General features: G+C 44.6%; 6 protein-coding genes. 1 reads left to right on the top strand and 5 read right to left on the bottom strand.

From position 1 onward, the window contains the following. Positions 1-132: 132 nt before the first annotated feature. The 5 genes from J8L84_RS06485 to J8L84_RS06465 form a co-directional block, all read right to left on the bottom strand. Entirely contained in the window at positions 133-1,842 is a 1,710-nt protein-coding gene (locus J8L84_RS06485; protein ID WP_211069967.1) for a sulfatase-like hydrolase/transferase, read from the bottom strand. 51 nt (positions 1,843-1,893) lie between these two features. Next, positions 1,894-2,883, bottom strand: coding sequence for a glycosyl hydrolase (locus J8L84_RS06480; RefSeq protein ID WP_211069966.1), 990 nt, complete (start codon positions 2,881-2,883; stop codon positions 1,894-1,896). Next, complete coding sequence (locus tag J8L84_RS06475) at positions 2,873-4,390, bottom strand: tryptophan halogenase family protein (RefSeq protein WP_211069965.1); 1,518 nt, start codon at positions 4,388-4,390, stop codon at positions 2,873-2,875. The genes J8L84_RS06480 and J8L84_RS06475 overlap by 11 nt, the downstream gene beginning before the upstream one ends. Positions 4,391-4,452: 62 nt before the next feature. After that, the gene (locus J8L84_RS06470; RefSeq protein ID WP_211069964.1) at positions 4,453-6,993 is read right to left on the bottom strand and encodes a hypothetical protein; all 2,541 of its coding nucleotides are present in this window, start codon (positions 6,991-6,993) and stop codon (positions 4,453-4,455) included. Positions 6,994-7,004: 11 nt separating this feature from the next. Beyond that, a complete protein-coding gene (locus J8L84_RS06465; protein ID WP_211069963.1) occupies positions 7,005-10,610 on the bottom strand; it encodes a TonB-dependent receptor in 3,606 nt (1,201 codons plus the stop codon). A gap of 683 nt (positions 10,611-11,293) precedes the next feature. Here J8L84_RS06465 and J8L84_RS06460 point away from each other — a divergent pair. Then, positions 11,294-13,651 carry an alkaline phosphatase D family protein gene (locus J8L84_RS06460; protein WP_211069962.1) on the top strand — a complete coding sequence of 786 codons (2,358 nt, stop codon included), beginning with the start codon at positions 11,294-11,296 and terminating at the stop codon, positions 13,649-13,651. Positions 13,652-13,660: the final 9 nt, after the last annotated feature.

Below are 13,660 nucleotides of genomic sequence, written 5' to 3'. Positions count from 1 at the left end.
TGAAAATAGATAAGAAGCCAAGCGATATACTAAGAGGCTAATTAGCTAAGCAAGCGGTGCCGAGATACAAGATACTTGGCACCGTTTATAGCGGCTTAATATCAATTAAATGTAGCCTAGGTTAAGTTGAGCTTAATAAGGGTCTTTGGGTTTAAGCTCAATAATATTAGAGTAATCCACGATACTGTTTTCTGCCTTCCATCGTTCGCACATTGCAACTAACTTCTCGACTAACTCGGGGTAGGATTTTGCTAGGTTGTTTGACTCCCCAGGATCTGAATTTAAGTCGTATAGCTCATGAGCAATGCCTGGCTTTACTAAAGTTTGTAAATACCAACCTGGCTCTATGAGTAGTTTCCAGCGGCCCTGATACACCACGCTCTGCTGACCTTTATCATTAAAAAAGATAGCTTCTGGTGGAGCCTGTTTTTCTCCCTTTAGCGTGGTAAAAACACTTCGTCCATCGGGCTTTCTCGGCGTGCTTCCATGAAACTTGTCTGGAAAAGAGGTTTGGGTAATGTCCAGTAGTGTTGGAAGTATATCGCCAACCCAAACAAGGTTGTCAGAAATACGGTCTGCCGGAATAACACCAGGCCAGCTTGCAATTGCGTGGGTTCGAGCACCGCCTTCCCATAACAGTGCTTTAACGCCACGGTAGGGCACATTGAACAATCCATCGGTATGCGCTGCGGCGCCATTGTCTGAGAAATACAAAATTAATGTGTTGTCGTATTCGCCAGACGCTTTCAATTCATTAATTATTTTACCGACGTTTTCATCTATCTTTTCCATCATTGCAGCATGTACCGCACCAATAAGTCGAAGCTCATCTCTTTTTTCATCCGACATCGAGCTTAGTAACTGTTTTGCACTTTGAGACGTAGCTTCTTCAGGAAAAAGACCAGAGGCAATCAAGCCTTTATAGCGCTCATCAACAAGTAGCTGTAAATCTTGATATCGCTCTAGGTATTTATCAACTAGTTCCTGAGGCGCTTGTAAGGGTTTATGGGGCGCCCTAAATGCGGCGTACATGAAGAAAGGCTCTGGTTTTTGTGATGCCGCTTTGAGCATATCAACAGCACGATCGCTCATACCATCGGTAGCGTAAAACGCTTTCTCAGACTTGCCATGGCACGCGCTGTACTGGCGTTTTTCAGCAGGACTTTTCGCATAGCAATGCATGTTATAGGTGTTTGAAAATACTAAGTCAGCCTTTTCATTTGATTCATAATAAGGGTGATTATCTTTTGGGGTATAAAACAAGTTTCCTTGTGCACCCAGAAAGACGAAACTTTTTTGAAATCCTCGTTGAGGGGGCAGGGCAAGGTAATCTAGCTCCATTTCCTCTTGAGTTAATTCCATCGCGGTGTGCGTTTTATGCCATAGTGGTGCCAGTTTTTCTGGGTCATTTTTTATGTAGCTTCCACCAAGGTGCCATTTACCGACCATCATAGTTTGATAGCCATTGTCGCCCAACAGTTCTGATATAAGCGGTTGCTCATAAGCAATACGCCCACGGTGAGCAGAAAAAGGGAGTTCACGGCTCCAGTCACCTACCACGCCTCCGCCAAAGCCAACGTGGGCTGCATCGACGCCGGTCAACAGCGATGCTCTTGTAGGACTGCACCTAGCATTACTGTAGAATTGGCTAAAACGCATTCCGCCTTTTGCTAACGCATCTAAGTTGGGAGTATCAATTTCACCGCCAAACGTGCCTAAATCCGAATAGCCTGCATCATCTGACAAGATGACTAAAATATTTGGGCGAGTGTCTTTGGCGAAAGTTGCAGCCGACAGTAAAGTGAGCATCGCTAGCACTGTGTTTACTATGAATCTGTTCATTTTAAAATTTACCTAAATCTCGAAATCTTTATATGTAAGCGTTTATCGTCACTATGATGCGGGTGATAAAGTAGATGGGCGCCACGTTCTTATCCAATCGTATCGTGTAGTACGTTGCTCTTTTGTGCCGGTCACCACCATCCCCCCGTCTTCAGGAACGGGGTTCCAATCGTAGGTTTCAATCGCCATTTGATAGAAGGCTGGTACATCCCAATCCACACTTGGTTCAATGGAATAAACGTATTTCCCGTCAAGGTAAAAACGAACTTCTTTGGCTGACTTCCACCATGCCGCGTAAACAAAATAACGTTCATGATTTTGTTCGGGCAAATACTTAATGCCTTGAATTTGGACCTTTTCAGGATTGTGTTTATTGACGCGGTGGATCGCATTGGAATGAAAGATGTGATCCCAGTTTTTAGCCCACTCGGTAGCGTCTGGTGACATCTTCCCCACACACTCTTGAATATCTAATTCAAGTTTCTTGACACCATCAGATTTTGTCATCAGCCAGAATGTAGAAGACATTTCCGTAGCATTCGCTTTCATACGGGCTTCGTAGTACCAGCCTGGCTGGCCGGCTTCAAGAGAACGCACGATGGCGCCCTGATATTTATATTCCCTTCCTTTAAGTTCAGTGGTTTTTTCTAACGGGCTCACTTCAACATTCATTGAACCGTTAGATACGCTGACATTCTCAGGTTTAAACAAGCCAGGGGGACGACCAATCCACATCCAGCCATTCCCCACGGGTTCTATTTGCCATTTATCAAGGTTAATGGCGTTGCCGTTAAACTCATCTGACATGGCATCTACCCGTGACCATTGCATGCGTTCAATTTGTGGCGCGTGACCGGAAACAACAAAAGGGGCAGTGGCAGCACTGTGGTGCTTGTCGCTGTGTGGGCTAAGGAAAGTGACCGAGTCGGCGCAAGCTGCTAGAAAGCCAATCGCGGTACTTAATATTAAAAGTTTTACTCTGCGAGCGACTAGTTGAGTTCGCTTAATGGCTAGTGATGGATTCGCTTGCCTAGTATACATTTTGCACTGCTCCTTGTTGATCTGCTGACTCGCTGGATTGAAACTGCGCTACGCAGTGATCGAAAAAAGCCTTCATGCTGGCTTTTGATGTCTGAAATTGTTTCTTGAGAGATGGGTCTTGATAATAGGCGGCGGGGAAAATCCCCATGCCTGTTAAAATCACATGCCATGAAAGCGAAGGGTAATATTGACTAATATTTTGACGTTGTAATTCTTGCTCTAGATCTCCGCCTTGGCTCCATATTTCCAGAATACTTCTTAGGGAATCAGAAATGGCCACATCTCCTCGACAATCACGCCAGTACTGAGTGTCGTTACGGTTATTGGCCAAATAGTGCAACAATACATAATCACGAATATGGTCGAAGGCGGCATTGATGCCGTTATTTACATTTTCTTGATAGCGGGAAGTGAAATTTCCTTTTTCAAAGTGCGCGATAAACTGCTCTATGGTGATAAGCGTCATTTGTAGGGCAGTTGCTTCAAGGGGTTCAATAAAACCCTGTGACAAACCAACAGCTAGGCAGTTACGTTTCCAATGGGCCTGATTTCGACCCACTCTCATCTTAATGTGATGGGCAGCTGTTCTGGTATTATTAATACCCGCAGCATTTCTTAGTTGTTGCTCGGCTTCATCGCCGGACAGGTGGTCACTGCTATAAACATAGCCGTTACCGGTACGGTGAGTAAGCGGAATTTTCCACCGCCAACCACAGGGCATGGCCGCTGATAAAGTTTGCGGTAACAGGGGGGCTTCTGCTGCAGTTGGTATCGCGACAGCGGCATCGTTAAGCAACGAATCACGGTAGCTGATAAAAGGTACATCGAGTGCTTTTTGCATCAGCAATGAACTAAACCCACTGCAGTCCACAAAGAAATCGGCTTCAATGCGTTGATTGGAATGGGTGTGTATTGCGGCAATATCACCGTTAGGATGCTTTTCTACCTCGAATGCCTTATCGACTAGATGTTCAACACCAGCACAAAGCGCCCGTTTTTTGAGAAAATCTCCTAGCAATTTGGCATCGAAATGGTAGGCGTAAAAAAGCGTATGTGCGAACTGTTCAGTGGGCAAGGGGAGCTTTTTACGTTTTGTCATGTGGGTCATCAAAAAGTAATCGTCAGGGTGGACTGATATATTCAACCCTTGTCTTCTCAACGCCACGTGCTTTTTGAACAAATTAAAGTGGGTGTTATCTATGCCGGTAGCGAAGGGGTGAAAATAGCTTTCAAACCCTGGCTTTGTTGTCCAATCGGTAAACCTAATACCATTCTTATAGGTGGCGTGACATTCAGGCATCCATTCACTTTCGGGTATGTCCATTTGCGAAAAAAAACGACGTATGTAAGGTGTCGAGCCCTCTCCCACACCAATGGTAGGTATATCAGGTGACTCCATTAAAGTAATGGAGAAGCCCTGCTTACTCCATGATTTAGCCATGAGATTGGCGGCCATCCAGCCCGCCGTTCCACCGCCTAAAATCAATATCTTGTAGGTCTTTGCCATTAAAAATGCCCCTGTAAATAAAAAAAGAGCCCCAGCGACGCGGGGCTCCAAAGGCCTACGGATTAGTGTTTTGGTACGGGGTACATAGAAATGTTGTCGATTTGTAGTTCATCGCCAGGACGGATATATAAAGCTGGCTGCACTATTGTCGAGGTCCAATCAAAGTTAACATCACTGTTAATATTGCCACCAAAATAGGCACTGTCAGACGTGGTATCAATATGCATATAGTAGGTTGTCCACTCGGTAGGACTACGATTTGCAAAGTCGACACGCTTACTAAAGTTGTTGCCACCGACCTCGAAAATACCGAATTCGATAGGGATAGCACCAGTGTCAGAGGTATAAGAAGGGGTTCTCATATCAAACTGGATAATATAGCGCATTCCATTTTTAACCGCGCCTTGAGGGAAGAAGTTAGGATCTAACTCAATACGCTGGGTCTCTGCAGTATTATTAGTGATTTGCAGTCCATAATCTGCACCACTTGGGTTCGCAGCTCTGTTTGCATCTAATGTGGCTTCAATGCTCGCGCCCCCCGTTATGCTCCAACCTTGGGTAGAGGGACTTAGAAACCGTCCATTGGCTATCATCTGACGCACTTGACCGCCGCTTTTCACTTTAATCACCGCTAAGTCATCGAACTGAGTGTTCTGATTCATCAGTAGAGATAAGCTCACCGTTTCTTCGGTAGTCGGGGCGAAGTAGTCTGAGGCGCGCAAAGTGGTAATACGTTCAACCCAGCTATTAGTGACACCTAGCGCCGACTGGAACGTTAAGTTCTCAACCGCGTTATTACGGTCGAAGTTATCTCCACGATTCAGCAAGCCATTTAGTGTGTTCCATTGACCCGCTGCAACCTTGGCGTAAAGACTGATATAAAACAGATCATTTTCATTAAGCTGATTTTGTTGAATACCCGTTGTGCCCAGGGTGGTGAACATTCCATCTTGCATACTGCTAAGGCTGTAGTCGCCTGAGTGCTTTTCAGCATCAGTTACTATCAAGTTCTCTTCAGTGGCTGCTGAAGCAGGATCGAGTTGAAACTTCCAAGCACTTCCTTCCAAAGAGCCTGACTCAAAGCCCGGATCGCTCTGTGCGCCCCTTGCTGCAAGGTTTGCACTTACACCATTAACGGTGATATCAACACGGCGTTCTTCAGAAGTCATCGACCCATCGGTAATCTGATAGGTATACGAAAAAACTTTAGACTCACCAGGTGCTAAATAAGAGAAATGATAGGGGTCGATAGTAATGTTACTCGTACCAAAGAAAACGCCATACTCGGCTTCGGTAGCGCCTACAGGTGTTATCCCAATTGCAGACATTTCATCTCCGTCCAGCTCTATTGCCCCTTCTAACAAATTAATGGTGGTAGGGTCGCCAGTCGTCTCAACGGTTTTCTCAATGCCTTCAAAGAAGACTGGGGCGTTCTCTTCGTCGGCGCCAAGTACAGTAATTTCAATTTCTCTTGAGGTTACGTTGTTGCCATCTGTGATATCAAAACTGACAAGTACATCTACCACTTCACCAGCGCTTAGGACATCAGCTAAAACGGCGGCATTAATCGTTAGATCAGCACCTGTGACTAAACCTGTGACAGGGTCTACACGCTGAACAAAAGACGCAAAGCCATCCGGTATTTCCATACCATTTGATGCCGTTACGGTGAAATTCGTAATACTAAGGTTTTCTCTGGCGTATAAGTTGTTGATGGCACTATAAAACGAAGCCAAATCGCCAATTTCTCGTTGCCAAGCTAAAGCATCGTAGATGTCTTGGTCGTATAAACCCGCTGTCATATCAATGGTAGTGATGCCTGATTTTTCAGAAACCAAAAGCGAAGGTGGCTCAATAGGTATTTGATTGCCATCAGAGTCTAAACGCGGTGTTCCATCAGGGTTGGTTTCAATGAACGAAGGAGCTTTATCTTCACCGTTTACGATGGCAACTACTTGACGACGTAACGTGTTTTCTCCATCAGTAATTTCGTAATTAATTCCCAGTTCTGCGGTTTGTCCTGTAAGTAGAATGGGTGCAAAATTTCGAGGCGTTACACGTAAGCTATCTGCAAGAAACTCGAAGCCGAATATTGCTTGGTCAACAATCGGTAGATTTTGATATTCACGAATATCGGCAGCGATGTCAGGGGTAATAGTATTGCCTGACTCTACGCCAAATTCTGCAAGGATAGGGTCACAAATATCAGGGAAGTTAACAGCATCAACCGTGGTATTCGCACAATTAGGACCAGGCCATATGAAGGTCACATTCGTTACAGACAAGGTATCACCATCAGGGTCGGTAACCCCAGCCAGTAAATCTATGTCAAAGAAGTCTACTGTTGCGTTGGCATCATACGGGTCTGTAAATGTGTTTTCAGATTCATTAAAACTAACTTCCCATCGTACCACTTCTTCATTTTCAGAAGTCACGACCATAGCTTGGCCGCGATCAGTGTTTAAGGCTTCAGCATTTAACTGCGGTGCGCGGTTTGCGCCGCTTGCACCTGAACTATTTGAACCGCTGTCGCTGTCACCGCCACAGCCTGTTAAGGCTGCTGTAATAGAGAGCGCAAGAAGCGCCGGTAGTTGTCTTTTCATTATCGGTACTCCTAGAAGTCTATGCGCAGGTCTAAACGGAACGTGCGACCAGTTTTGTATAATTGTTGTGTTCTTGATTGTGTCACGCTGCTGTCTTCCAATGGGTTACCTTCGTCATAGAGCACGGCGACTTCTTGACCATCGATAATCTGGGTATCACCAAGGTTAATAGTGCGACTAGTAAAGTAGTTACGGGTTTCTTCATCCGTTAAATTGATAGCTTGGAAAGAGACACGCATGGTCTTAGAAATTTGATAACTTGCCGTTAAGTCAAAAAGAAGACTCCCGTCTCGCCACAGCGAACCTTCGTTCCACGTTCGCTGAATCAATTCATCTGATTTACCGCGCATTGCTAAGCGTATTTGATGACCCCCTTTCTCCCAGAAAACAGTAGCGTTGTAGCTGTGTTCTGGAGTCCAAGCTTGTGGGTACTGTGGCAGTGCTTGGGTGGAATCAAAAGAGGAAAACTCTGCATCTGTTTTACTATCTTGATAGGTATAGTTAACCTGAGCGCCTAGCCCAGACCAAATGCCGGGTAAAAAGTCGTAGGTTTGTTGATAGCTTAACTCTAGCCCTTTTATTGACGCTCCAGCGCCATTTCTTAAGCGCGTAGCGGTAAATTGTGAACACCAGCCAATTAAGTCATCTGATTCGTCAAACCACCAATCTGCTTGAAGGTCGCTAACGTTGCCTCGATCTGGGAAGCAAGCTGCGTAACCTACACCGTCAATGGCGTCAGGGTTTTGAAGATTTTCGCGTACTTGAGCTTCCGTAAGAATTAACCCGCCCACATCATAAGGTTGGGTTAAGTCGACGTGGCGTAAATCTTCGGCGTAAACAAGCGCAGCTTCACGTTCTTCAAAATTGGATAGGTCTTTATAGAAGAATGCTGCCGACAGTAAACTCGTATCGTTAAAGTACCACTCTAAAGATATGTCGAGGTTGTTTGACTCTTGAGGCATAAGCTCAGGGTTAAACAAGTTGATGTTACCGCTTGCTGCATCATTTGGAGACCAAAAGTTTTCATTTAGGCTGAAGCCCGGGCGCAAAGAATCAATGTTAGGCCGTGAAATAGTTTTCGATACTGCAAAACGGCTGATTAAATCATCACTAACCTGATAGTTAATATTAAGGCTAGGTAGGAACATGTCATATTCGTTGGCGCCTTCAGTGGCAAACGAAACTAATGAGCGGTCTTCAGGGTTATTAGGATCGTCACCCCACACATAAAATGGATGTCTGGAAATGTCTTCATGACGGCTTAAGAAAAATGAACTTGCCGCACCTTGCAACGCTAATGGGTCGTAACAAGGGTAACCTGAAGGGTCTGCTGCCAATCTAACGGGGGTATCTCCAGTTAAATCCCAACCCAATCCGTCTAGTCTGTTGTAACCTGCGAATTGATCAACAATTCTAGGATTACCTGGAATTTGGCACTCAGGGTTATTCACGAAGTCACGTAATTGACGAAACATAAAGGGGTCGAATACACGACCAAATACGTTATCCCCAGCAAAGCGTGCACTGGAGTTACCAAGGCTACTGGATTCAGTTTTTATATAACGTACACCTACATCACCCGTTAATCGGCCATCTAGATACTCATAATTAAATTTCACATAAGCCGCTTGATGTTTTAGCTCTGTTTCCCGATAGTTGCCTGGGTCTGGGTTCAGGGCAAGGTTATCAATACCAAATGCTTGCTCTTGAAGTAACTGCGCTGATACCAAAGGCCAGCCGTCAGTTGCAGCACTCATAGGAACACCTAAAGATTGCATGAAATTATCGTAGGGAAAAGCATCTGATAGGGTGTAATTTGCTGTTGGGACTGTGCCTAAACTTTGTCCTTCTTGCAGTACTTGTTGCCCCACTAAGTTACCGTCTGCGTCGAAGATATCTACGGTTACCGCTCGTGATGTATTGTTGAGATCGTAAAATTGGTCATCGACCGTTTTCACCCGTTTACGATACTTGGCGCCAAACTCCACTTGCGTAATACCTGCAAATTCAACATCCCAATCAAAATCGACGAAGAACGTCTCTTGCTCGTCATCTACCTCTCGGTCTAGCAAACGGAAGTTGTTGGTATTGTGCGAGGCAATGTCATCTGGGTTCCACGCGGTATTAGAGGTATTATCAAATTGATTAAATGGGTCATTTTCTGAAATTAAACCATCACCAAAAACCATCTGACATACGCCAGAGGTGCAATCGTAACCAGCCGGTTGAATACCAGTATGAGGCTCTCCTTCTGGGCCAGCGTATAACCGCCCCATCGCTGGGTTTGCACCATTGAGCAAATACACAGTAAAACTCTGGTCGGGGCGCTCTGAAGTTTTTGAGTAGTTTGCGCCTGCTTCCATACGTAAATTGTAAGTAAGCTCTTGTTCAAGAGTCAGCCCAAGTTGAATATTAGAAGTATCTTCACCTCTATCGGTGTGTCGGTAGCCACCGTCTGCAAAACGTCTAAGTTGACGAGTTACTGTGCGAGTATCTGTGTCGACATTTGTCCAATCTAGGGTGGGATCTGAAAACGTAGGGATAAAGTCTTGGCCATCAATTTGAACTGCACTGGCTTCTCCCTCTACAAAGTTTTCACGTTCGGGAAAGGCGTTACGGACAATAATGCCGTTGGTGTATTGTTCGCTGCTAAATTCGCTGTAATTGAAATCTAGAACAATATTAGTGGTGTCAGTGGGTAAATACTGAAGGCTTCCGTTAACGCCAAATCGATCTCTATCGTTTTGGAATAGACTATACTCCACCTCTGTAGGGGCGATAGCGGTATAGTCGGTAACAATATTACCATTTTGATCGTACGCGGCAGTAATATCTCGTTTTTGAAAATCGTTAATTCTCATTTCATCGCGACGAACCGAATTCGTTTCTGTGTAACCCTGAATAATAAAGCCGAATCGTTCGTCTAAGAACTTTTCAGAAAACACGCCTGAGATTTTATAATCTTCGTTCTCTGAAAAATCATTATAGCGCCCTTGTATTGTCAGAGCGCGTCGGTCATTTTTAATGTCCAGAGGGCGAGCAGTATTTAGGCTGATGGACGCTCCAAGCGAGCCTTCATCGTGATCGGCACTGGGAGTTTTAACAACGTTGATGCTCGATAAAATATCTGATGAGAAAGCACTTAAGTCAACAGATTGGTTGAAGTCTGAACTGGTAAGTTGAACACCGTTTAGGGTAATCATATTCTGGTTAGGATTGGCGCCACGAACCGTAATTCGTGTACCTTCCCCATCGTCAGACTGCACGGAAACCCCGGTAACCCTTGAAAGTGCATCAGCAATATTTTGGTCGGTAGATTTACCAATATCTTCTGAGAATATAGAGTCAGAAACGTTTTTAGAGTTGCGCTTCTGTGACATTGACTTAATCAAGCTTCCTTTAAAACCGCTTACGGTAATAATTTCCACCGACTCTTCGTCTTCTTTTTTATTCTCTTTCTCTTTCTCTTTCTCTTTTTCAGAGACTTTGGTCTCACTTGATGAAATTTGGCGTTCAATATCGTTATTTTCTTGCGCGCCAACATATGCCGATGGAGTCACCCCCAGCATTGCGAGCGCGAGAGCACTAAGTTTGAACTTTGGTCCTGAATTAATCACGCGTACCTCCCATAGACGACATAAAGTAGCTTGGTTTTTATGAGCACTATACTTCGTCCTAAGTTTCTAATGGTTTTCATCCCAGCTTCGCTTGATGCCTATCCCGTGCTTACTGCAAATTACGGATTCTACCTCAGCAAAACATGTGTATAACAATTGTTTTACAATTATTTCGTTAAACCATAATACTTAATTTTAACAATGTAAATGGTAAATAGTTTTTTGTTAACAATCTGGGGGTTTTCAGAATGGTTTTTTTGAATGGTTTTGCATTTAATAATCTGATTTTTATTGGTTTTATAATCAATAAGTTTAATGTTATGTAATTTCAAAAATTAACAGTTTCATTTGGATTTTCTTTAAAGTTGAGCGTTATTCTAGACTTTAGTATTAATGAGAGCCTTATAGGCTATGGTTTTTGGAGCGTTTTATGGACTAGGCCATACAGAATTAGGGATGTTGGTATCGCTGAACTCGATGCGTTGCTGGAAGGCACGCTAAGAGGAGCGCTGAAATAGGATTCGCTACTTTAACGGGAGAAAGCGTTAATCATGATTAATTGGTGTTTGTCTCAAACTAATTTAACATTTGATAAACATTTAATTGTTGACAATCTGGCGAGGTGAATGGTTGAATTACGTAAAATAAATACAGCAGTTACTACAGATAGCTGAGAGAACTCTATGACAAAGCCATTTTCTCGTCGTGATACCTTAAAGTTGGCTGTTGCCGGCTTAGCGACAACCGCAGTGGGTTGCAAATCAACCGAAAGCCACATTCAACCGCCACCTTCAAACTCTTTGCAGACAAAAGTTACCGATGCGTGGAGCAATACCCATGACCGAGTTTGGTTAGGCGGTGAATATTGGGCGAACCCAATGGAAGACTGGCGTGTTGTAAATGGCGCTGCTGAATGCATTAGCACGGGTGGTAACCGAAGTGTGCACTCTCTCACTACACAAATTGTAGATGCTAACGGCACTATTAATATGTCAGTTGTTGTTCATCGTACATCTTCAGGGGGAAACGATGGCGGTGGCGGCCTGAGGCTAGGCGCAAGAAGCGACATTAATGAGTATAAAAGCAATTGCTTTGTACAATCAGGTATAGACGCAGGAATTAAAGACGACCAACTTATTTTAAATAACGAATCGGTTAAGTTGTCGCGCTTTCCAAACAATAGCAAAGTTCGTATTAAGCTAGAGGGAAAGCCCTACAACGGCACCACAAAGTTGACGGCTAAAGCGTTGGATCTCAATAATTCTGAGGTATTAGCGCAAGTTGAAACCTGGGTTGATTCCAGTTTATTACTGGGAAATGTAGCGGTGTCGAGCAACTTTACTATGTCATCAGACATACCTTCGCCAGAAAACGGAACACGGTACGGCTTTTCAGATTGGCAAATCAAGGGGTCAGCATTTGTATATTCACCGGAACAGAAATTCGGCCCACTTCTATGGGCCATGTACACGCTAAGCGATACTCGCACCGAAGAAGGCTTCGTCCTTAAACTCAGTGCCTTTACGGGGCCTATGGGTAAACACGATAATCATCAAGTCGAGTTGCAAGTATTAAAGAATGGCAATTGGCATACAAGGGCGATGGCACCTTTAGATCCTGATGCATGGGTGGCTACATTTCGAATTCCTAATTGGAAGGAAACTCAGGCTACTGAGTACCGACTCGTTTATGCAGAGAAACGACGAGACGGAACCGTCGCAACAGATACGTTTACAGGTCTAATTAGGGCGAACCCTACAAAGCGTAATCTGCGAATGGCAGCATTAACGTGTCAGAATGATTATGCTTTCCCCTATGAACCCGTTGCCAACAATGTTGCCAAGCTACAGCCCGACCTTATTTTATTTTCCGGTGATCAAATGTATGAGAACCATGGTGGCTTTGGGTTTGTTCGTGCACCGGCTTTACCCGCCATTCATTGTTACTTAAGAAAGTACTATCAGTTTGGCTGGGCGTTCAAAGATGCCATGCGAAATGCCCCCACCGTGTGTTTGCCAGATGACCATGATGTGTTTCAGGGCAATCTGTGGGGAGAAGGCGGTGCAGCCATGGACGAGAAGTTTGTGCAAACAGGTCGCAGTGATGGCTGGGGCGGGTACATTCAACCTATTCCGATGCTTGAAGTGGTGCACCGCACCCATACTGCTCATCATCCAGATCCTATAGAACCTACCCCGTCAGAACGTGGTATCAGCGTTTACTATACCGACCTAGTGTATGGCAATGTGAGCTTCGCTATTATTGCCGATCGTCACTGGAAAAGTGGGCCAGAAAGATTAGATATCATTGTGGGAGAGACAGGCGAAGGAGAAGCCCCTACTTATATCAACCCCAAATACGACAGAAAGGATTTGCAATTACTGGGGCAGCGTCAAGAGGGCTTTTTACGACAGTGGGGACAAGATTGGCGAGGACATGAACTTAAAGCTGTACTGAGCCAAACCGTATTTGCGGGTATCTCCACCCATCAACCTCTACCTGACAGATATCTAAAATACGATTTTGACAGTAGTGGTTGGCCAGCAAGTGCCCGAAATCGAGCTATCGACATCATGCGTGAATCAAAAGCGTTGCATATCTGCGGAGATACACATTTGGGCACGCTGTCGCAATACGGTGTGCATGAACAAAGGGACAGTAATTGGGCGTTCTGTACGCCCGCTATTGCAGCCGGGTGGCCAAGGTGGTGGCGCCCTGACGATCTAGGTTTGCCTTATCAACATCGCCCGTCTCATGGCTTAGCCCAAACCGGTGAATATTTAGATAGTTTCGGGAACAAAATATATGTTTACGCCGTCGGGAATCCGCTGGTGAGTAAAGCGGAAAACCGCTATATCGAAGCACACGAAAAGGGTAGTGGCTTTGGTTTTATTACATTTGATACAGACGCTAAAACCTACACCATAGAGGCTTTTCGATTTCTTGTAGATGCTGCAAACGCTAGCCAAGACGATCAATTTTCAGGTTGGCCCGTTACTATCCATCAACAAGAAAATATGGGTAAAAATAGGCTCTCTTAATCGTCTTTA

Source organism: Alteromonas sp. MMG017, assembly GCF_018100795.1.
GTDB lineage: Bacteria > Pseudomonadota > Gammaproteobacteria > Enterobacterales > Alteromonadaceae > Alteromonas.
The sequence above is the reverse complement of the archived record's forward strand: the minus strand, read 5'-3'. Positions and strand labels throughout refer to the sequence as shown.